The organism is Hymenobacter cellulosilyticus (genome assembly GCF_022919215.1).
GTDB lineage: Bacteria > Bacteroidota > Bacteroidia > Cytophagales > Hymenobacteraceae > Hymenobacter > Hymenobacter cellulosilyticus.
The window spans coordinates 2,779,692-2,798,673 of record NZ_CP095046.1 but is presented as its reverse complement, the minus strand read 5'-3'; the positions used below and the strand labels follow the sequence as shown (position 1 = coordinate 2,798,673).

Genomic DNA, 18,982 nt, shown 5'->3' with positions numbered 1-18,982 from the left:
GCCGCTACCACCGGCCCCTGCTGTTTCCGCCCGGCCTGCTAGCGCTGGGGTTTCTGCTGTTGATGGGGTGTCTGGCTGTACGGCCCTGGTATAAGGAGTTACAACCAAAGTATGTAATGCAGGTAACGCTGCCGCCCAAGCCAGTTTCCGATGCCATCATTCCCAGGCATGACGAACCTGAAAAGTCTTCTCCTATAATTCCTGAAGGAGGATTACGATATTATTCTCAATTAGCCCACTTCCGGTCCTGGCAGGACTTTGCCTTCACCGGAGTGACCGAACAGGATGTGGCCACTGCACAAGAAGCACGACAGGCTTTTGAAGCTATGCAACTGGACTCATTGCAAGCGCATGGTATTCGCATCCGTTTTGGAAACCAATCCACCTACGCTAGTGTGATTCGAATGCTGGATTGGGCCAATGCCGCTACACCCAAGTATTTGGTCGACTTTCACCACGGGCCAACTACTTTATATGCTTTTACGGAAGCCTACCGGCCACCTAATAGTTCGGGATTGAAACTGCCCGAATTTTGTCTTTGCAACGATGTACTATACTATCATCCTTCACCACCTTCTTTTGAAACACAAATGCAGAACTGGTTTACCCGCTGGCAACAAGCTTGGCACAAAGCCTTTTCTTCTCCTATCTGGCAGCTACCAATCGTCTTCCTACTGGGAATTACAGCCCTAAACGGCTGGAAAATGGCGCGGCGGTGGCACACTGCGTAGCTTTTGCGTGTTTTGTAGTTTGACTTAGCCGTACTGCATGCCCGCTCTTTCCCCCGACCTGCGCAAAGCCCTTTTCAACTTACCCCAAAAGGAAAAAGACCAGCTCCTGGCCCGCCTCGTGGCCCAGGATGCCGTGCTGACCGAGCAGCTGGCCTTCCGCCTGCTCGAAGGCCCCGAGGCCCTGGAGGACCGCCGCACCCAGCTCCGCACCCAGATTGACGACCCGGTGCGAGGCTACCACCAAACCCCAACGACCTGCTGGTCATCGTGCGCCAGCTGCAGGCCCGCATCGGCTACCACGCCAAGATTACCGAGGACGCCTTCGGGAAGTGGAGCTGACTTTGCGCCTGCTCAACCGGGTTTTTGAGCATCAGCCCCAGCTCGTAAGCCGCCTGCACGGCCCTACTCAGCCCCTGCTCCAGCACCTGGCCAAGCGCACCCACGACGCCCTGCGCCAAACCGAAAAGCTCCACACCGACTACCACCTGGAGCTCACCGAAGCCATTCAAACGCTGCTGCAGCGCCTCTGGCAATCCGGCGCCGCGCCCCTGGCCCGGGAGCTAGGCGTGCCGAAGACGTTCGGGGTGTAGCTAGGCGTAGTTGTTGTTTACTCTGTCATCCTGAGTGCAGCGCAGCGAAGGACCTTCCTCCATGTTCCCACTATGGCTGCTACCAACGTGCCAAAGCCCTTTACCACGCTAGTAGTAAAGGGCTTTGGCACGTCGATTCGACCTTGTCACCAAGGTGAGAAAGGTCCTTCGCTGAGCTTAGGATGACAGACGAAAACTCACCATTTCACTAGTTCACCATTTCACCACCTACTCCAACGCCCGGAACACGATGGGCAGGGTGTAGGCCACTTTCACGGGTTGGCCGCTAATCTTGCCGGGGTTCCACCAGGGCATGATGCGCACCAGGCGCAGGGCTTCCTCATCCAGCCCAAAGCCCAGCCCCTTCACCACCTTGGCGTCGAGGATGTGGCCCTGCTCATCCACCACGAAGCTCACGTGGACCTTGCCCGAGGTGCCGTGGTTGAGAGCCGCCGTGGGGTACTGAATTTTGGCCCGCAGAAACTTGGTAAAAGCCGCTTCACCACCCGGGAAGCTGGGCATTTCCTCAGCCACGTGGTACACCGACGGGGCCGCAGCGGCCGGGGTGGCACCTACGCTGCTGCCACTATCGGTAAGGGCGGCGACCAGCTGATTCTGGGCTCGTAGCTGACCTACTAAAAGCAAAAAACTCGAAAGCAGGAGTAAGAATCGGGCATAGTGGTAGTGGTATATAGCAGACCCACAAAGCTATGCGCCCAGCCAGCAGCGCTGGTAACCCTACAGTTAAGCTTGTGTTGCCGTTGTGTTGGTAACATTGGAAATCCTTTGCCGGCAAAAACCAGTACAGTAAGTCTACCTCCTACGCCAACTGCTTTTTCCGACTCTGTTCTAGCTTTTACCACCATGTCGTACACTCCTTCCCCGAAAATATGCGCGTGCCCCAGCACCTGAGCGAAACGGAGCTGCATCAGGCTCTGGACGAGCTGGACGCCAAGATCAAGACCCTGCGCAACCGTGCCCACGCCACTACGGTCAACTCCGAAAATACTTACCACGAGCACATTGCGGCCCTGGAAGTAAAGCGAGCCAAGCTAGCCGACCTGGTAGGCCCCGCTGGCCGGACAGAGGAGCGGCCCACGAGCACCTGGGACGAAATCCGCCGCGGCATCGACACCCTGCGCGAGGACCTGCGCAACATCATTTAGCCCCACCTTATGAGAATCTTTGTTCCAATGGTGGCCCTGGCTGCTGCCCTGCTTACCGGCTGCACGGCCCAGGAAAGCTTCCAGAATGCCGAAAACTGCGTCAAAGTCCAGGTTGGGATGAGTGAGCAGCAGGTACGCGGCATTATGGGTCCGCCCACCGGGGAGGATATGGCCGGCACCAACGGCAAAACCTGGTCCTACCTCTTTGGTAGCGCCACCGATACCCAGCCCATCCGCATTCAGTTCGACGCCGACGGCAAGGTAAGCTCGGCTACCTGCGCCCCGGAGGCTTCCGGCTCGGAGCGGCCTACCGGTAACTAACGGCCTTTTGTAGAGTAAACCGGCGCGGCCCCGCCTCCTTCGGGAGGCGGGGCCGCCCGCGTTTGGGCTTTTCCATTCGGCCGGGTTTTAGGCAGGTCAGCGGCCGGATTTACCGTTCGCCCAAAACTTGTTCCGTTCGGCTCCGGGAGGCGCTAGGTTTGATCCATCATTCAACCACAGCTACTCTCTACTCCGATGAACGTCTCCGCTACCCTCCGCCCCATCCTGGCCGCCCTCCTGCTGGCCGCCGCTCCGCTGGCCGCCACCCAGGCTGCTCCCGCTCCCAGCTTCGCCGACAACGCCGCGGCCCACCCCAGCTTCACGGTGAAGGTGGTTGGCAAAGGCCAGCCCATGCTGCTGATTCCGGGCCTGACCTGCCCCGGCGTGGTGTGGGACGCCACGGTGGCCCACTACCAGAAGCAGTATCAGTGCCACATCGTGTCCTTGGCGGGCTTTGGGGCCAGCCGGCTGCCGCTAATACCACCAACTTTCTGCAGGGCGTGCGCGACCAGCTGCTGGGCTACATCAAAACCAACAAGCTCAACAAGCCCGTCATTGTGGGCCACAGCTTGGGCGGCTTCATGGGTTTGTGGCTGAGCACCACCCAGCCCGAAGCCGTGGGCCCCCTGGTCATTGTCGATTCGCTGCCGTTTATGTCGGCCATTCAGAACCCCAACCTGACGGCCGAAGCGGCCAAGCCCATGGCCGAGGGCATGCGCCAGCAGATGAGCCAGGGCAAAATGCCGATGCCCGCCCAGCGCCAGATGGTCAGCAGCCTGGTAACCGACTCGGCCCGCGTGACGCAACTGGCCCGCTGGGGTCAGGCCTCCGACCCGGCTACCGTGGCCCAGGCCATGTACGAGATGATGACCACCGACCTGCGCGCCGACCTGGGCCGCATTCAGCAGCCGGCCCTGGTGCTGGGCGCCTGGGCCGCCTACAAGCAGTACGGCTCGACAAAGGAAAGCACCCGCGCCATCTTTGCCCAGCAGTACGCCAAGCTGCCCAACCACCGCATCGAAATGTCGGAAGCCGGCCGCCACTTCCTCATGTACGACGACACCCAGTGGTATCTGGCCCAGGCGGACGCCTTCCTGAAGCAGAACGTAGTGGCCCGCAAGTAGGAAAATTGGCCGGCGCGGCGCATTTTGAGCCACCGATTACCACTGGCCCGCGCCGGCCACCTGCTTGCGTTGCTTTTCCGTCCTCTCAACTACCCACCTTATGTCTGCTCAACTAAACCTGGACGCGCTGCGCCTCGAACTCTCGGTAAAGGCTAAAAACGGCCTGGATTTCATTGTCGCGGCCAGCCTGATCTGGACGGCCATTACCCTGATCTGGATGCTGCCCAACAGCCCCGGCCGCAACGGGCTCTTTACCCTTTGCCTGAGCGGGGTAATGCTGCCCATGGCCCTGCTGTTTTCCAAGGTTTTCCGCACCACCTGGACTATCAAGGACAACCCGATTCAGCCCCTGGGCCTGTGGCTTAACTTCGCCCAGCTTTTCTATTTTCCGATTCTGATTTTTATGTATATCAAACACCCCCAATACTTTATCATGACCTACGGCATCATCACCGGGGCCCATTTCTTTCCCTACGCCTGGTTTTACAACACCAAGTCCTTTGCCATTATGGCCGGCGTTATTGCCCTGGGCTGCATGGTGCTGGGCACCCGCCTGCCGGTAGAAAAGCTCTATTACATTCCGGGCTTCACGGTGGCCAGCCTGCTGCTGCTGGCCGGCTGGCTCTACCTCGACTACCAGAAAAAGCGTCAGCAGGCCCCAGCCCTGGTAGCCGCCGCAGCCTAAGCGGCCAGCTAGACCCGACATTTTTTCCTTAATTCCGCCGCTTATGCTGCCTTTTACCCGTCGTCGGCTCTACTGGGTGCTGCAAGTCACCTGCTGGGGGCTGTACGCCTTGCTGGGCATTACCATTTTCAAGATAATGGGCCAGCTGACGGTAAACTACGTGCTGGCGCAGCTCTGCATCGTGGCCCTCAACATCGGTGCTTCCCATTTGCTGCGGGCCGTTATCCGGCGCGGGGGCTGGCTGCGGCTGCCGGTGCTGGCGGTGGTGCCCCGCCTGCTGGTAGCCAACTTTCTGCTTTCCCTGGTCACGCAGCTGCTCATTTCGGCCATCATGATGTACGTCGTGGGCATGTTCAAGCCGGCAGATTTCAGCTGGGTGGCCCTGTTTCTCTACACGCTGTACGGCAACTTCGTGTTCTGGCTCTGGGCCCTGCTCTACTTCGGCCTGCACTACCTCGACAGCTACAAGCGGGCTGAGGTCGACAAGTGGAAATTGCTAGCGGCCGTGCAGGAAGCCGAAATGCGCATGCTTAAGGCCCAGATCAATCCGCACTTTATGTTCAACGGGCTCAACAACATCCGGGCGCTGGTAACCGAAAACCCGGCCCGGGCCCGCGACATGATAACCCACCTTTCGGACTTGCTGCGCTACTCCATTCAGCTCAACAGCACCGAGAAGGTGACCCTGGCCCGGGAAGTGGAAATCGTGGAGCACTACCTGGCCCTGGAAGCCATGCAGCTGGAAGAGCGGCTGACGTACACGCTCGACGTGGTCCCCGATACCCTGAACGTGCTCATCCCGCCCATGACGCTGCAACTGCTGGTCGAAAACGCCATCAAGCACGGCATTGCGCCCCGGCCCGACGGCGGCACGATTGAGCTGACGGCCCGCCTCAGCGGTGCCCGGCTGCTGGTAACGGTGCGCAACACCGGCCAGTACCAGCCCCGGCCCGGCCACGAGGGCGTGGGCGTGCGCAACGCCCGGGAACGGCTGCAGCTGCTGTTTGGCTCGGCCGCGGGCCTGCTTCTCCACAACGACCCCACGACGCCCGACACCGTGGTGGCCGAGCTGCACCTGCCGGCCGGGCAGCTGCCCCAGCCCGCCGTGGCAGCCACGGCCGCGGTTTCCGCTTAGTATTCACCCGATTCGCTTCTCCCTTACGCCCTTCTTTCCTACCGTTGCCCGTTATGAATGCCCTCTTGGTTGATGATTCCCGCCTGGCCCGCACCGAGCTGCGCCACCTGCTCCAGGCTTTTCCCGACGTCACCATTGTGGGTGAGGCCCGGCACGCGGCCGAAGCCCGGGCGCAGCTAACCCAGTTACAGCCCGACCTGCTGTTTCTCGACATTCACATGCCCGGCGAAACCGGCTTCGAGCTGCTCGAATCCTTGGAAACGGCCCCGCAGGTTATCTTCACCACGGCCTACGACGAGTACGCGCTGCGGGCTTTCGAAGTCAACGCGCTGGATTACCTGCTCAAGCCCATCAGCGAGGCCCGGCTAACGGTGGCCCTGGAAAAGGCCCGCGCCCAGTTCCTGACGCCCGCCGCCGCCGCGGTGCCGGCTGCTTCCGAGCCGGAGCCCGCGCCCCAGCCGCTTTCGGCCAACGACCAGGTGTTTGTTAAGGACGGGGAACGGTGCTGGTTTGTGCGCCTCTCCGACATCAAGCTCTTCGAAATCAACGGCAGCTACACCCAAATCTACTTCGAGCAGCACCGCCCCCTGATTCCGCGGACCCTGCAGCACCTGGAGGCCCGCCTCGACCCAAAAGTTTTTTTCCGGGCCAACCGCCAGCAGATTATCAACCTCAAATGGATTAACAGTATTGAGCCCTGGTTTAGCAACACGCTCAAGATCAAGCTGCGCGAGGGGCCGGAGGTGGAAGTCTCGCGCAAACAGTCGGTGCTGTTCCGGGAGCTACTAAGCCTGTAAGCTGCGCGGCCAAGTCTGGCGTTACGGCCTCGCGTTAGTGCATCTTTTCCTTCTCATTATTAGTATACTAGAGCACAATAATCCAGTCCGGCCGAATGGACTGTTTTCAAGTGCCTCTCTCATGAAAAAACTACTAAACATATGTGCTTTGGGCTTACTTCTTACCGCTGCCGCCTGCTCCCAGGACACGGTGCGGCAGGGCGGTAACCCCAAGAAATACAAAGCCTACAGCGAATCGTCGCGGCGCAATAACGACAAGTCCAAGTTTAAAAAGCGCCGCAGCCCCGGTTTCGGCGTCGACTTGAACGCCCGCAACCCCTACAAGTCCGGGACGGTTACGGCTCCGCGGGACTACAAGTTTGACAAGAATCCCGGCCGGTAGTCTTGCTTTGATTTTGCTTTCGATGCTCACAAAAAAGCCCCGCTGAACCTGTTCAGCGGGGCTTTTTGCTTGCCACGGGCTACTCTACCATAGTAGGGGCCGGCTCCCGGAAGCCCACCCAGGTAAAGCGCTTGATGACGAATTCGGGGTTGGTAAAGGACGCGTTGCCGGCCGGGTTGCCGCCCGTGACGTGGAAGTCGGAGAAGCCCGCGTTTTGGTTCACGTAGATGCTGCCAGTCAGGTTGAAGCTCACCGGCGTGCCGGCCAGGCTCATCTGATCCATAATCTGCTCTTTCACCTGCTCGTCGGTAGTGTAGGCTCCGCAGCTGATGGCCCCGTACTCCCGGGCCAACTGGGCCGCCAGCCGGATGCTTTCCTGGGTATCCTGGGTTTTGATAACCAGCATAATGGGCCCGAACAGCTCCTGACTAAATTGCTCGATGCGGGCCGCCTCCACCTCATGAATGCAAGGCGAGCAAGTGCGCGCATTCTTGTACACAGGGTGGGCTACCGTACCGTGGGGCAGGATGCTGCGGCTGCCGTCCAGGGTAAGCTGCTGCACCCGGGCGTAGGTTTCGGAGTTTTGAATGGCGCCCAGCACGTGGGACCCGACTTTGGGATTGTTGGCCAGGCCCGTTACGGCGGCGGCCAGGGCCTGCACTACGTCCTCGTAGGGCACCAACTCACCGTTTACCCGAACTCCGGCGGCCGGAATAAAGAAATTTTGCGGGGCCGTACACATTTGCCCCGAGTACAAACTCACCGAAAACGCCAGGTTCTGGGCCACCTTGTCTAGGTCGTCGCAGGAGTCGAGGATGATGGAGTTGACGCCGGTTTTCTCGGTAAAGACGGTTTTACCCTTCAGGCTTTCGATGTACTCGCCAAACTGGGCTCCGCCGGTGTAGTCGATGAGCTTTACGGCGCGGTCTTCGGCCAAATCTACCGCAATAAGGCGGTCGGCGGCATCCACGGCCAGCTGGCAGATGTTGGGGTCCAGGTCGTAGGCAACCAGTACTTTCTGCACCTCAGCCACCATAATGGCAATGGGCAGCACGGCCTTGGGATGGGGCTTGACCAGTACCGGGTTGCCCGTCACGAGGGAGGCAAACAGGCCCGGCACCGAGTTCCAGGTCGGAAACGTGGAGCAGCCGATGACCAGCCCGACGCCCTTGGGCACGGCCCGCCAGGTTTTGAGCAAGGCCAGGTTGTACTTGCCCATGGGTTTTTCCCAGCGGGTTTCTTCCGGAAAGCGGGTTTGCTCCTCGTAGCCGGCGGCAATGGCTTCCAGGGCCCGGTCGGCGGCGTGGGGGCCGCTGGCCTGAAAGGCCATCATAAACGCCTGGCCCGTGGTGTGCATGGTGGCGTAGGCAATTTCAAAAAACCGGTCCTTGATGCCGTCCAGGGCCTCGGTGAGCAAGGCCGCGCGCTGGGCCGGCTTGAGCTTGCGCCATTGCTCGAAGCTGGCCTGGGCGCGCTCTACCAGAATTTCGGGCTCAAAAAACGGGTACTCGATGCCCAGGGGCTGCTGCTCATAGGGCGACTCCTCCTGCCCCACCCACTGCTCGGCCCCGGTTTGGAGCAGCTCGGTAAAGCGCCGGTTGCGCAGCCGTTCGAAGGCTTCCCGGCCCAGCCGGTCAGCATCAGCCCCGTAGATTTCGGGGAAGGATTTTCGGGAAAAGCGGCAAAGAACGTCCGGCCGTGCAGGGCCCGGATGGCAGTATCAATGGTATCCTGGTGCTTTTGGGCGGGAAGGGTCATAAAAACTTGGAAAAGAGAAGGAACGAGGATTGAGGGCGTAATTGGCCGGGTTGGTCGAAAAGTAACAGCCAAGCTCGGCAACTACCCCTGCCGGAAGCTAAATTTACGTACGTAACCGCGTACCGTTGAATCCCTGCTTATGCCCCGACTGCTACATATTTTTCTTTTTCTGGCTTTGCTAAGCAGTTCCCGGCCGGTTTGGAGCCAGACGGCGCCGCAGCTGCCGGGCACCCTGGTCTTCAAGCTCCGCCCCGAGTTCAAGGCCTTAGGCACCACCGATCAGATTCTCCTGCCCAAGCTGCAGCAAGCCCTGGAAAAGGTGGGCGCGACCAAGCTGCGCCAGAAATTTCCGCGCACCCTGCCCGCCAGCCCTGAGCTGCCCGGCTCGGTGGATCTGCAGCTGGTGTATCAGGTAAGCTTGAAAACGGGCGTGCCAGTAGCCAAGGCCTGCCGGGCGCTGCTGCAAACCGGCGTGCTGGAATACGCCGAGCCCCTGAACTTCCGCCCCCCGCTCTACCAGCCCAACGACCCGCTGGCCGATTCGACCCGCACCGACGGGCAGTTTTACCTGAAAAACATTCAGGCCTACCGGGCCTGGGATATTACGCAAGGCGACACGAGCATCGTTATCGGCATCACCGACACGGGCACGCGCTACAGCCACGAGGATTTGCGGGGGCAGCTCAAGAGAAACTACGCCGACCCCATCGACGGCCTCGATAACGACAACGACGGCTACGTGGATAACTTCCGGGGCTGGGACGTAGCCGACAACGACAACGACGCCTCTATCAACATGGCCGTGTTTCAGCCCGTGCACGGCATTCTGGTAACGGGCTGCGCCGTGGCCCAGCCCGACAACGGCGTGGGCCTGGCCGGGGTCGGCTTTAAGTGCAAGTACCTGCCGCTCAAGATTTACCCCAACACCACCACGGGCAGCTTCGCCGGCTTCGAGGCCATTGTGTACGCCGCCGACCACGGCTGCCAGGTAATCAACGTGAGCTGGGGCAGCCCGGGCAGCCGCTCCCAGTTTGAGCAGGACGTCATTACCTACGCCGCTGTCAACCGCAACGCCGTAGTAGTGGCGGCGGCCGGCAACACCAACGCGGAGCTGGACTTCTACCCGGCCAGCTACGACCACGTGGTTTCGGTGGCGGCCCTGGCTCCAAATGATGAGAAATCGGGCCCGGCCACGTACAGCAACCACGTGTCGCTGTCGGCCCCCGGCGAGCAGGTGTTGACCATTCTGGGCAATAACGACAGCGACTATTACCCGGTCAACGGCTCCTCGTTTGCTTCCCCGCTGGTGGCTGGCGCGGCGGCCCTGGTGCGCACCCGTTTCCCGCAGTTTACCGCCGACCAGATAGCGGCCCAGCTGCGCCAAACCGCCGACGACGTGTACTCCCTGCCTGGCAACTCGGCCTTGCGCGGCAAGCTCGGTACGGGCCGCCTCAACGTGCACCACGCCGTGCGCTTCACCGACCGGCGCGAGGCCCGCATCATCAGCACCCAAACGGCCCCGGCCCGCCAGGCCTACCAGCCCAACGACACGCTTCAGGTAGCCATAACGGTTCAGAACCTGCTGCAGCCCGTCAGTGGCCTTACCGTCACGCTGACTTCCCTTTCGCCTTACCTCACGGTGCGCCAGGGCACCTTTGCGGCGGGAGCCCTGCCTACGCTGGGCCGTGCGACCAACTCGGCTGCGCCCTTTCGCCTGGCCGTGGCGGCCAATGTGCCCATCAACACCCGGGCCCAGCTGCGCTACCGCCTCACGGCCGACAACGGCTACCAGACCGACCAGTTTTTGACCTTGACGCTTAACCCCGACTATGTCGTGCTCGACGCCGGCGACCTGCACCTCACGCTCACCAGCCGCGGCAACCTGGGCTACGACGGTTTAGGCTCCGATTTGGGGCAAAGCGTGACTTACAAAGGCAGCGCGCCCCTGCTCTACGAAGGCGGCCTGCTGGTGGCGACTTCGCCCACGCGCGTGGCAGACCGGGTGCGCAATGAGCGCAACGAGGCCAACCAGGATTTCTACGCCCTGAGCCAGATTCAGCTGAGCCGCCAGCCGGTGCGCGCTACCCAGGAAGCCTCCGGCGTGTTCCAAGACTCGGTCCCTACCACCAAGCGCCCCGGCTCGGTGGGCCTCCGCATCCGGCAGCGCGGCTACGCCTGGTCCACTGCCGCCGACCGGGACTACGCCATTGTGGAATACCACCTGCAGAATATCACCCCGACACGCTGAAGCCGCTGTACGCGGGGCTGTTTATGGACTGGGACGTGCTGCCCGAAGCCGGCCGCAATGCCGCCGCCTGGGACTCGGTACGGACCTTGGGCTACGCCTACGACCGGGAAAACCCGACGGTGTACGTTGGGGTGAAGCTGCTGCAAGGCGGGACAGCCAGCTGCTACTCCATTAATAACAACGCCGGCGTCGGTACCCCGTGCGCTTGGCCGATGGATTCAGCAGCGCCGAAAAGTTTTTGACCCTGAGTAGCAAAGCCCGGCAAAGCAGCGTGGGCCTCACCACCGGCACCGATGTGTCTCAAGTAGTGGGCGCGGCCCTGGGCCGCCTCGCGCCCGGCGACTCGACCGTGGTGGCCTTCGCCGTGCTGGGGGCTCCTACCCTGCCGGCCTTGCAAGCCGCCGCCGAGGCGGCCGGGCGCCGCTACCGCCTGCTGCTGCCCACCCGCCGGGCCGTGCCCGCAGTGCTGTGGCAGGCCTATCCGAATCCGGCGCACACGAAGCTCCAGCTTGAAGTGCCCGCTGGGCTGGGGCTCCACACCCTGCGGCTCTTTACTAGCGTGGGCCAACTGGTGCGGCAGCAGGCAATAGCAGGCACCCGCCCCGAGCTTGACGTGCGCACGTTGCCAGCGGGTATTTACTTACTGCAGGTTCAGGGCCCGGCCCAGGTTCTTTCCCGCCAGATTGTAGTAGAGTAGCCTACAGCTCGGCTGGCTGAAGTAAGTGGCCCGTTTATCTTTCTACCCCAACGTATTACACAGGTACAAGACCAGTCTTTTTGCTGGGGCTGCTTTCGGGTAGACTCGGATAAAAGACTGGTTTTTAAATTTTTCACCCAACACTTCATCTGTGTTATGAAACTCGGAAAACCCTTTTTTCCCGTCTACTTCTGGGCCTAAATTCAGGTCTGAAGCACGGCCGTTGAAAAGCCCTTGCCCGGACTAGCTGAAATTTTACAACTATATTACCCCCGTTATATATCAGTACGACTAGGCGCCGCACGTATACAGTGCGGCAGTATCACCTTTTCAGAGCGCATCGTTATGGCATCATTTCATGCTGAACTCTATATCAACGGGCAGGCTTACCCCGTGCTGTGGTGTGCCCTGGAGTTCCAACAGCAAATCCAGGAACGGGGCCGGGTGTCGGCCCGGGTGCGCCAGGGTCCGCTGCTTTTGCAGCTCGATGTACCCCAGGATGACGACACGCTGGTAAGCTGGGCCGCCACGCTCCACAAAAAGCTCAGCGGCCACATCATTTTCTACGACACCAGCCAGCGTAGCCCCCACGAGTCCATTCACTTCGAGGAAGCAGAGTGCGTAGGCTACCAGGAAAGCTTCGACGTGCTGCGGGGCGAGGGCGGCTCTTATGCCTGCAGCCTTACCATCACGGCCCCGGAGTTTGTGCTGGGCTCGGGCTCAGCGGGCGGGCCAGCCGCTGTCAGCAGTTTTCTGCCCGCCGCCGCTCCGCCCGTGCCCAGCGCCAATCTGGCGGCCAAGGCCCTGGAAGTGGCCGAAACCAAGGCAGAGCGCTACCAGAAGCGCCTGCGCCTGCTGCAGTCGGGCCGTAACAAGGTCGCCGACATGGACCAGCTCATCAGCTCGGGCGGTCCGGTGGCGGGCCCTGCGGCAGCTCCGGCCAGCAAGGGCCCTCTTGGCCGCCTGGGCTCTTTGCTGACCGGCAACTCAAACAGCGCTGTAGCCGAAGCCGGCGCCAGCCCGCTTGTGGCCGACCGCAACTTGCTGCAGAAGGCCGTCGACCGGCTCACGTTTAATAATGTGGCCGTGGAGCGGGCCCGGCTAAGCCAGCACGCCTACCAGTTTACGACCACCGCCGACCCCAGCGGGTTGCTGCTGCCCACTTTCACAGGGGAAGTACCCGAGGGCTGGGCGGCGCTGCAGGTGTGGGACGACAAGAAAACGGGGTTTGCCGCGGCTCTTTACGACAGCAATTTCGAGCAGCCCAACCGGAAAGTGCTGGCCTTCCGGGGCACCAACCCCACCGAATGGGGCGACATCAAAGCCGACCTGACCCAGGCCCTGGGCATTCCGACCAAGCAGTACGATCAGGCCATTGAGCTGGCCCGCAACCTGAAAGATCAGTACGGGGCCGGTCTGGACATCGTGCAGGATGCCGGCCTGGATATGGCCGGGCACTCGTTGGGCGGCGGCTTGGCGGCAGCGGCCAGCGTGGTTACGGGCGCCAAGGGCTACACTTTCAACGCGGCCGGCCTGCACCCGAATTCCGTGAAGCCCTTTGGCATTACCAAAGAAGCCATGCGGGCCGCTGCCCCGGGTCTTATCGACAACGTGTACTCCAACCGCGACCCGCTCAACGGCCTGCAGAATCATATGGGCGGCCTTATTCCTAAGTCCGTCGGCACGCCGCACGTGCTGTCGAAGGCCGGCTTCCACCCCATTGGCGACGTGGTGGCGGCCATTGAAACCGAGAAGGATGCGGATACGGCCACCATCCAGAAATACACGCGGCCCTGATTCTATGTTTGGCTGGAAACTCTGCTACCTGCCCCTGCTGGCCCTGGTTTTTTCCATCGGCCTTCCCGCAGCCTGTTCCCAGCCTTCCCATCGTTCGTCTTCTGCTTCCACCCCGATGCCTACCAAGTCTCCCGAAACGTATTTCAAAGCACCCGAGCTGCCCGCCGCCCAGGCCATTTACCGCGGCGACGCAGCCGCGTTGCGGCAAGTGGTTACCAGCCAGAAAATCAACCTCGGCTACAGCAGCCCCGATGGTATGACGCTGCTGCTGTTTGCCCTGGCCAACCAGCAGAAAGACTGCGTGCGGACCCTGCTGGACCTGGGTGCCGACCCCAACCAGATTTCGCTGCTCAATGGCAAGGAGAAAGTGCAGCCCGTGGCCCTCGTAGCCGGGGCCGAAGACGAGGAACTGCTCCGGATTCTGCTCGACCACCGCGGCGACCCGAACAGCATTATGGACGGCGAAGCGGCTCTGTTTCACGCCATTCATGCCCGCCAGTTTAAGGCCCTGCACCTGCTCGTGGAGCATAAGGCCGATTTGAACGTGGTCAACAAGATGGGCAACACTCCAATAACCTTATTGGCCACGTTCAACCAATTTGAGCAGGTGGCCTACCTCATCGAGCAAGGTGCCGACTTCCGGAAACCTTCCCCTTCGGGCAATACCGTGGCTTTCCTGGTGCAGGACCACCAGCTTACCGACCTCAACAGCGCCACGTATAAATGGCAGCAGCGGGTGCGCCACATGCTGGAAGAGCGGGGGGTGCAGTTTCCGGTACCCAACCCGGCCGATGCCAACGCCCGGCAGCGCGCCGCCGTAGATACCTACCGGCAACAGTGGCTGAAAACCGAGGAGGGCCGCCGCTGGAAGTCCCGCATTGCGGCAGCTCCCAACAGCACTGAAAACTTCCGGGTGCGCCTAGAGGCCCAAACCGCCTTCCGCACCTGGCTCAGAGCCCAGCTCCCGGCCGATAGTCCTGCTTTGCAGTACGAGCTGGCCCCCGCCCGGGCTGGCGGCATCGAAGGCTTTTAGGCCGCCTTTTGCGCGTTAGTTACCCGCTCTTATCCGTAATTCTTACACCCGAAAGTAGCCGCCGCTGCTTCCAAATTCCTTTCTGCTTATGTCCTTTCACGCTGAGTTAAACCTGGAAGGCCGCACCTACGTGGTACGGCGCTTTGGCTGGTCTATTGGCCAAGGAACTGATGCCGTGGGCCGCCCCGAGGCCAAGGTACAGGGCGGGCGTCTGCAAGTGGAGCTCGACTCCCAGCCCGACGACCTGCTTCACCACTGGGCCCTGGACGACACCAAGAAGATGAACGGCTCCATCAGCGTGTTTCACTCCGACGTGCGGGCCGTGCGCAAAACCATTGCCTTCGAGGAGGCTTTCTGCGTGGGTTTACGCAAGGAGTTCAGCGCGGCCAAGAACGCCCAGAACATGACGATGAGCCTGTCGCTGTCGGCCAACCGGCTCAAGATTGGCTCGGTGGAAATTGACAACAAATGGCCGGTATAGGCTGCTCCGTTCCCTAATCGTACTCCTATGGCTTCTTTCAATGGCAACCTGCACCTGAATGGGCAGCTGTTTCCCGTCACGCAGTGCAGCTACGAGTTTACCCAGAGCGCCGATACCCGGGGCCGGGCCGCGGCCAAGGTGCGCAGCGGCCTTATCACGCTGAGTTTGGTGGTGCCCGAGGGCGAGGAGCTGATCAGCTGGGCTGCCGACCCGCACAAAAAACTGAGCGGGGTACTGGCCTTCAGCGGTATCGACCAGCCTATGGCCCACGAGGAGCTTACTTTTGAGCAGGGCATCTGCGTGTCCTACGAAGAAGTATTTGAGCCCAACGAGCTGAGTGACGACGATTCAGCCTACTACTGCGTCATCCAGATTGCCGCCGGCCAGCTGACGATGGGCATGTCGGCTAAGGACAGTAACTGGGCCCTCACCCGCTGATTCTGGGCTTTGGGCTTACGGCCTACACCGGCACAGGCCGGCTTAGCTGCCTGGCCCGTGTAACAGGCGCGGCCAGCCGTTTAGCCAAAAATTCGTTCTTTTACGAGGCAGGAACATAGTAGCTTGCTATTATATCCCGCCTTATTATCTATTCTCTTACTTTTTAAATTCTTACCCGATGGCCATTGCAATAACCGCAAAGATTACCGTGGAGGGCGGAAAGTCACTTTCTGATTATCACAGTATTGCCATCCGCCAGGAATTGTTTGCGCATCACTCTTTCCAGATTGTGGTGCCCTACGAAGTATTGGAACAAGACCGCACCGACGGGTTTTTCCACCAGGCCCACGAGCTTTACTGCGGTAAAACGGTAACCATTACGCTCACGCCCCAGATTGTGACCACCGCCCCCCGCTGGTGTTCAAGGGCATTATTACCCACATTGCCCTGTCCAACAGCGGCGACTTTGCCAACAGCTTCGTGCTCAGCGGCTACAGCCCCACGTACTTGCTGGAAGACGGCGTGCAGCGCCGCACTTTTCAGAAGCAGGGCCTGCAGGAAATCTTCAACGAGGTGCTTAAGCCCTACCCGCGCAATCTGGTCAGCTTTCAGTCTCCCAAGCCCCAGCACCAGCCGCCGGTGAAGTACGTGGTGCAGTACGGGGAAAGCAACTACACCTTCCTCTCCCGCCTGGCCGACTCCTACGGCGAGTGGTTTTACTACGACGGGGAGTCGATTCGCCTGGGCAAGCCTACCGATTCCCAGGCCCTGCCCTTCACCGTCATCGGCACCGAGGGCTTCTCTATGGCCGTCGAGCTGCGTCCCACCAAGTTTAAGATGGGCCGCTACGACTACCTGGCGCACAAACCCTACCAGGGCACCTCGGAAAGCCAGTCGCTGGGGAAACTCAACCCGTTTGCGGCCTTTGCCCTGCAAAAATCCGACGCCCTGTTTTCCCAGCCCTCCCAGTTTCAGGCCGACCGCCACATCCGGGACCAGGGCCAGCTCGATACGGCTATTAAGGAGTGGAAAGCCAACCAGGTCAGCGGCTTGGTGAGCTTCTACGGCAACGGCGAAAACACCGGCTTCGGGGTAGGCAAAGTCATTGAGGTGCAGGGCGTTTCGCCTACCGGCAAGCACGACTACGGCAAGTACCGCCTCGTGGAAGTAAGCCACACGGTGCAGGCTGACCAGTACCAGAACACGTTTACGGCCCTGCCCGAGGCCGCCGAGTACCCCGCTCCTAACCCCACGTGCAGCCCCCGGCCGGCATGCCCGAGCTGGCCGAGGTAATCGATTTGAACGACCCGCAGAAGCTGGGCCGCATCAAGGCGCGCTACTACTGGCCCGTGGACGAGCCCAAACAGGCCGAAACCGGCTGGCTGCGGGTAACCACGCCCTACGCCGGCGACGGCAAAGGCCAGCTCTTTACGCCCGAAGTCGGCTCCCAGGTACTTATTGCCTACGAGCACAGCCTGGCCGAATTCCCGGTAGTGCTGGGCAACATGTTTCACCCCCAGAACAAGCAGAGCGCCAAGTATTCCAACCCCCAGAATAACCTGAAGGGGATGCAAACGGCCGGCGGCAACAAGTTTGTGATGGCCGATGCCAAGGGGGAACAGCGCATTCTGATTTCCAACTCCAACAACAAGGGCACGGCCGTCGAAGTCGGCTTCAAGGGCGATGGTAGCATCACCATCAAAAGCAATGGCCCGGTTACGGTGCTGGGAAGCACTATTACGTTGGAGGCCGGAGATAAAGGCGAAATCGTGATGCACGCCAAAAACGTCTCCATCGACGCAGAAGAGAATATCTCTCTGACGGCTAAGAAGAACATCGATCTGGATGGCAAAGATCTAGGCTTACAAGTCGGCAACAACATGCAGGCTCAGATCAGCAGTGACTTGAATATGAAAGCGGGTGGTAAAGCCAAGCTCATTTCCTCGGACACAGATGTAATCTAAGCCCCTCCTATGTCGCATCCACTCGAATACGTCATTACCGGGGCTTTAATGAAATGTAGCCAGGGCACGGTACCGATGCCCTTCAAAGCCACGCCCCGCACCAGCAAGATTGCCGGCATGATGGCTGGCAATGCCCTGGACAAAGTTCCTCTGGTTAACATTCCCTCATTTGTCATTTGCCAAAAGCTGACGCAGATGGCAGGTGGTACCCCAACGCCTTGTATGCCCGCGCCTACTATGTGGCAGGATACATATCCTGCTAAAGTTGGTGGAGCCGAGGCGCTGCTGTTTCGCTCCTGCATCAACTGCCCGGTGGGACAAGGCAAGATTGAGTTTCTGACCTCGGGTCAGTTGCCGCTGCCACCTGATGTAAGTCAGGATCTGAAAGAAGTCGAGCAGGATGCCCAGGAATCGCTGGAAGCGGCAGAGAAGGAAAAGAACTCGGTAGGTGAGGCCAGCTTCGCCGAAGGCCTGATTCCGATTTGGGGCTCAGGTCGGGACCTTATTCATGCCGCCCAAACTGGTGACAAGATGGGCGTAGCCCTGAATGCCGCTTTCCTGGTCTGGGACGTGGCCTCCGTAGCAGCTGGGGTATTGAGCTTCGGCACAGCCACGGCAGGCATGATGGCAGGTAAAGCCGGGGTGCGGGCCGCCCTGAAAGCCGGGGGCAAGGTGGCGATGAGCGCGGCCAAGAAAAAGCTTGCTGCCACGGCGGCCAAGGCCCTGGCTCTCAAGAAAGGTATTCCCACCGCCCTGAAGGCGTTTTCCAAGAAAGTGCCCAAGCTCTGCGTCACGGCCTGTTTTCCGGCGGGCACGCCGGTAGCAGTGCAGGATGGATACAAGAATATCGAGGACATCCGGGTCGGTGACTTGGTCTGGGCTTGGCACGAAGAAACGGGTAACCTGGCCCTCAAGCCTGTGACGCAGACGATGTGCCGGGAATCGGATGCCATCATTGAGCTGCGCCTGGGCACCGATACAGTGCAGGCTACCCCCGAGCACCCCTTCTGGGCGAATGGGGCCTGGAAGCAGGCCGGCGAGTTAGTCGAGGGCGACGAGCTGCTGCGCTCGGATGGACAGACCATGCCCGTGCGCGAAGTCACCCACCACACGGAGCAGCCTACGACGGTGTACAACTTCGAGGTGGCCGACTGGCACACTTATCTCGTCAGCTGGTGGATGCTTGTGGTTCATAATACCACCATCTGTTTGAAAGGTACAGCAAAGAAAATAGCCAAGGCCGCCAAAAGTAAGAAGAAAGCTCTGATTCCATCCCCGACGAAGGTAAAGAGTAAGAGATTACAGTACTTAGGAAGAACTCCAGGGAAAAAATCTAGCACAGGTAAGGCCGTTATCAAACGGATGGAAGGAGAGAAAAAAATAAGAGAACTTACGGCTGGAAAGAAAGAAGTACTAGGGCCGGACGGCAATTGGTATGATATAGACAAAACGGATATGGGTCATCTTGATGACGCCGTAAGTTGGTGGAATAGAGAAGGAAGGCAGTATGGAGCAAAATCGAAAGAGGTAAGAGATTGGATGAAGGATGCCAAAAATTACGAACTTGAGCCTAGTAGTATAAACAGAAGCCGAGGTGCTCAATTAACCGAAACTTACTTGCCCCCTCTAAAATAA

General features: G+C 60.2%; 23 protein-coding genes. 21 read left to right on the top strand and 2 right to left on the bottom strand.

What is annotated here, in order from left to right; all coding sequences use genetic code 11:
* The first annotated feature begins 116 nt into the window (after nucleotides 1–116).
* From MUN79_RS13725 to MUN79_RS13715, 3 genes are read left to right on the top strand one after another with little or no spacing between them, the layout of a single operon-like run.
* On the top strand, nucleotides 117–731 hold the full coding sequence (locus MUN79_RS13725; protein WP_244678165.1) for a hypothetical protein: 615 nt from the start codon (nucleotides 117–119) through the stop codon (nucleotides 729–731).
* Nucleotides 732–768: 37 nt separating this feature from the next.
* The gene (locus MUN79_RS13720; protein ID WP_244678164.1) at nucleotides 769–1,098 is read left to right on the top strand and encodes a hypothetical protein; all 330 of its coding nucleotides are present in this window, start codon (nucleotides 769–771) and stop codon (nucleotides 1,096–1,098) included.
* On the top strand, nucleotides 1,061–1,321 hold the full coding sequence (locus MUN79_RS13715) for a hypothetical protein (RefSeq protein WP_244678163.1): 261 nt from the start codon (nucleotides 1,061–1,063) through the stop codon (nucleotides 1,319–1,321). Before MUN79_RS13720 ends, MUN79_RS13715 begins: the two co-directional genes overlap by 38 nt.
* Nucleotides 1,322–1,549: 228 nt before the next feature.
* Here the strand turns inward: MUN79_RS13715 and MUN79_RS13710 are convergent, their stop codons facing one another.
* Nucleotides 1,550–1,966 (bottom strand): energy transducer TonB, encoded by a 417-nt coding sequence (locus MUN79_RS13710; protein WP_244678162.1) that lies wholly within the window; start codon nucleotides 1,964–1,966, stop codon nucleotides 1,550–1,552.
* A 245-nt stretch (nucleotides 1,967–2,211) separates the two neighbouring features.
* On the opposite strand from MUN79_RS13710, the gene MUN79_RS13705 reads away from it, so the two are divergent.
* From MUN79_RS13705 to MUN79_RS13670, 8 genes are all read left to right on the top strand, one after another.
* Nucleotides 2,212–2,487 carry a sll1863 family stress response protein gene (locus tag MUN79_RS13705; protein WP_244678161.1) on the top strand — a complete coding sequence of 92 codons (276 nt, stop codon included), beginning with the start codon at nucleotides 2,212–2,214 and terminating at the stop codon, nucleotides 2,485–2,487.
* Between the two features lie 9 nt (nucleotides 2,488–2,496).
* Complete coding sequence (locus tag MUN79_RS13700; protein WP_244678160.1) at nucleotides 2,497–2,808, top strand: outer membrane protein assembly factor BamE; 312 nt, start codon at nucleotides 2,497–2,499, stop codon at nucleotides 2,806–2,808.
* Nucleotides 2,809–3,003: 195 nt separating this feature from the next.
* The gene (locus MUN79_RS13695) at nucleotides 3,004–3,405 is read left to right on the top strand and encodes an alpha/beta fold hydrolase (RefSeq protein WP_244678159.1); all 402 of its coding nucleotides are present in this window, start codon (nucleotides 3,004–3,006) and stop codon (nucleotides 3,403–3,405) included.
* Nucleotides 3,309–3,932, top strand: a complete 624-nt coding sequence (locus tag MUN79_RS13690; protein ID WP_244678158.1) for an alpha/beta fold hydrolase — start codon at nucleotides 3,309–3,311, stop codon at nucleotides 3,930–3,932. Before MUN79_RS13695 ends, MUN79_RS13690 begins: the two co-directional genes overlap by 97 nt.
* 100 nt (nucleotides 3,933–4,032) lie before the next feature.
* Nucleotides 4,033–4,617, top strand: a complete 585-nt coding sequence (locus MUN79_RS13685) for a DUF7010 family protein (RefSeq protein WP_244678157.1) — start codon at nucleotides 4,033–4,035, stop codon at nucleotides 4,615–4,617.
* Nucleotides 4,618–4,660: 43 nt separating this feature from the next.
* The gene (locus MUN79_RS13680) at nucleotides 4,661–5,752 is read left to right on the top strand and encodes a sensor histidine kinase (RefSeq protein ID WP_244678156.1); all 1,092 of its coding nucleotides are present in this window, start codon (nucleotides 4,661–4,663) and stop codon (nucleotides 5,750–5,752) included.
* 53 nt (nucleotides 5,753–5,805) lie between these two features.
* Complete coding sequence (locus MUN79_RS13675; RefSeq protein ID WP_244678155.1) at nucleotides 5,806–6,549, top strand: LytR/AlgR family response regulator transcription factor; 744 nt, start codon at nucleotides 5,806–5,808, stop codon at nucleotides 6,547–6,549.
* A 121-nt stretch (nucleotides 6,550–6,670) separates the two neighbouring features.
* Nucleotides 6,671–6,931: a hypothetical protein gene (locus tag MUN79_RS13670; protein WP_244678154.1), complete on the top strand. Its 261-nt coding sequence runs from the start codon at nucleotides 6,671–6,673 to the stop codon at nucleotides 6,929–6,931.
* Between the two features lie 79 nt (nucleotides 6,932–7,010).
* Here MUN79_RS13670 and MUN79_RS13665 read toward each other — a convergent pair whose 3' ends face one another.
* Nucleotides 7,011–8,537 (bottom strand): aldehyde dehydrogenase family protein, encoded by a 1,527-nt coding sequence (locus tag MUN79_RS13665; RefSeq protein ID WP_244678332.1) that lies wholly within the window; start codon nucleotides 8,535–8,537, stop codon nucleotides 7,011–7,013.
* Between the two features lie 291 nt (nucleotides 8,538–8,828).
* Here MUN79_RS13665 and MUN79_RS13660 point away from each other — a divergent pair, with 291 nt between their 5' ends.
* From MUN79_RS13660 to MUN79_RS13615, 10 genes are all read left to right on the top strand, one after another.
* The gene (locus MUN79_RS13660; protein ID WP_244678153.1) at nucleotides 8,829–10,937 is read left to right on the top strand and encodes a S8 family serine peptidase; all 2,109 of its coding nucleotides are present in this window, start codon (nucleotides 8,829–8,831) and stop codon (nucleotides 10,935–10,937) included.
* A gap of 23 nt (nucleotides 10,938–10,960) precedes the next feature.
* On the top strand, nucleotides 10,961–11,179 hold the full coding sequence (locus tag MUN79_RS13655; protein WP_244678152.1) for a hypothetical protein: 219 nt from the start codon (nucleotides 10,961–10,963) through the stop codon (nucleotides 11,177–11,179).
* Nucleotides 11,137–11,634: a T9SS type A sorting domain-containing protein gene (locus MUN79_RS13650; RefSeq protein WP_244678151.1), complete on the top strand. Its 498-nt coding sequence runs from the start codon at nucleotides 11,137–11,139 to the stop codon at nucleotides 11,632–11,634. Before MUN79_RS13655 ends, MUN79_RS13650 begins: the two co-directional genes overlap by 43 nt.
* A 345-nt stretch (nucleotides 11,635–11,979) precedes the next feature.
* On the top strand, nucleotides 11,980–13,431 hold the full coding sequence (gene tssD, locus MUN79_RS13645; protein ID WP_244678150.1) for a type VI secretion system tube protein TssD: 1,452 nt from the start codon (nucleotides 11,980–11,982) through the stop codon (nucleotides 13,429–13,431).
* A 115-nt stretch (nucleotides 13,432–13,546) separates the two neighbouring features.
* Complete coding sequence (locus MUN79_RS13640) at nucleotides 13,547–14,464, top strand: ankyrin repeat domain-containing protein (protein ID WP_244678149.1); 918 nt, start codon at nucleotides 13,547–13,549, stop codon at nucleotides 14,462–14,464.
* Between the two features lie 88 nt (nucleotides 14,465–14,552).
* Nucleotides 14,553–14,945: a type VI secretion system tube protein TssD gene (tssD, locus tag MUN79_RS13635; RefSeq protein WP_244678148.1), complete on the top strand. Its 393-nt coding sequence runs from the start codon at nucleotides 14,553–14,555 to the stop codon at nucleotides 14,943–14,945.
* 27 nt (nucleotides 14,946–14,972) lie between these two features.
* Complete coding sequence (tssD, locus tag MUN79_RS13630; RefSeq protein WP_244678147.1) at nucleotides 14,973–15,383, top strand: type VI secretion system tube protein TssD; 411 nt, start codon at nucleotides 14,973–14,975, stop codon at nucleotides 15,381–15,383.
* A 417-nt stretch (nucleotides 15,384–15,800) separates the two neighbouring features.
* The gene (locus tag MUN79_RS13625; RefSeq protein WP_244678146.1) at nucleotides 15,801–16,676 is read left to right on the top strand and encodes a contractile injection system protein, VgrG/Pvc8 family; all 876 of its coding nucleotides are present in this window, start codon (nucleotides 15,801–15,803) and stop codon (nucleotides 16,674–16,676) included.
* Nucleotides 16,655–17,347 carry a phage baseplate assembly protein V gene (locus tag MUN79_RS13620; RefSeq protein WP_244678145.1) on the top strand — a complete coding sequence of 231 codons (693 nt, stop codon included), beginning with the start codon at nucleotides 16,655–16,657 and terminating at the stop codon, nucleotides 17,345–17,347. The genes MUN79_RS13625 and MUN79_RS13620 overlap by 22 nt, the downstream gene beginning before the upstream one ends.
* A gap of 9 nt (nucleotides 17,348–17,356) precedes the next feature.
* A complete protein-coding gene (locus tag MUN79_RS13615; RefSeq protein ID WP_262923039.1) occupies nucleotides 17,357–18,982 on the top strand; it encodes a polymorphic toxin-type HINT domain-containing protein in 1,626 nt (541 codons plus the stop codon).

Coding starts and splice junctions, on each gene's coding strand:
- MUN79_RS13725 (WP_244678165.1), top strand. CDS start 117: ATGCAGGTAACGCTGCCGCCCAAGCCAGTTTCCGATGCCATCATTCCC.
- MUN79_RS13720 (WP_244678164.1), top strand. CDS start 769: ATGCCCGCTCTTTCCCCCGACCTGCGCAAAGCCCTTTTCAACTTACCC.
- MUN79_RS13705 (WP_244678161.1), top strand. CDS start 2,212: ATGCGCGTGCCCCAGCACCTGAGCGAAACGGAGCTGCATCAGGCTCTG.
- MUN79_RS13700 (WP_244678160.1), top strand. CDS start 2,497: ATGAGAATCTTTGTTCCAATGGTGGCCCTGGCTGCTGCCCTGCTTACC.
- MUN79_RS13695 (WP_244678159.1), top strand. CDS start 3,004: ATGAACGTCTCCGCTACCCTCCGCCCCATCCTGGCCGCCCTCCTGCTG.
- MUN79_RS13685 (WP_244678157.1), top strand. CDS start 4,033: ATGTCTGCTCAACTAAACCTGGACGCGCTGCGCCTCGAACTCTCGGTA.
- MUN79_RS13680 (WP_244678156.1), top strand. CDS start 4,661: ATGCTGCCTTTTACCCGTCGTCGGCTCTACTGGGTGCTGCAAGTCACC.
- MUN79_RS13675 (WP_244678155.1), top strand. CDS start 5,806: ATGAATGCCCTCTTGGTTGATGATTCCCGCCTGGCCCGCACCGAGCTG.
- MUN79_RS13670 (WP_244678154.1), top strand. CDS start 6,671: ATGAAAAAACTACTAAACATATGTGCTTTGGGCTTACTTCTTACCGCT.
- MUN79_RS13660 (WP_244678153.1), top strand. CDS start 8,829: ATGCCCCGACTGCTACATATTTTTCTTTTTCTGGCTTTGCTAAGCAGT.
- MUN79_RS13655 (WP_244678152.1), top strand. CDS start 10,961: ATGGACTGGGACGTGCTGCCCGAAGCCGGCCGCAATGCCGCCGCCTGG.
- tssD (WP_244678150.1), top strand. CDS start 11,980: ATGGCATCATTTCATGCTGAACTCTATATCAACGGGCAGGCTTACCCC.
- MUN79_RS13640 (WP_244678149.1), top strand. CDS start 13,547: ATGCCTACCAAGTCTCCCGAAACGTATTTCAAAGCACCCGAGCTGCCC.
- tssD (WP_244678148.1), top strand. CDS start 14,553: ATGTCCTTTCACGCTGAGTTAAACCTGGAAGGCCGCACCTACGTGGTA.
- tssD (WP_244678147.1), top strand. CDS start 14,973: ATGGCTTCTTTCAATGGCAACCTGCACCTGAATGGGCAGCTGTTTCCC.
- MUN79_RS13620 (WP_244678145.1), top strand. CDS start 16,655: ATGCCCGAGCTGGCCGAGGTAATCGATTTGAACGACCCGCAGAAGCTG.
- MUN79_RS13615 (WP_262923039.1), top strand. CDS start 17,357: ATGTCGCATCCACTCGAATACGTCATTACCGGGGCTTTAATGAAATGT.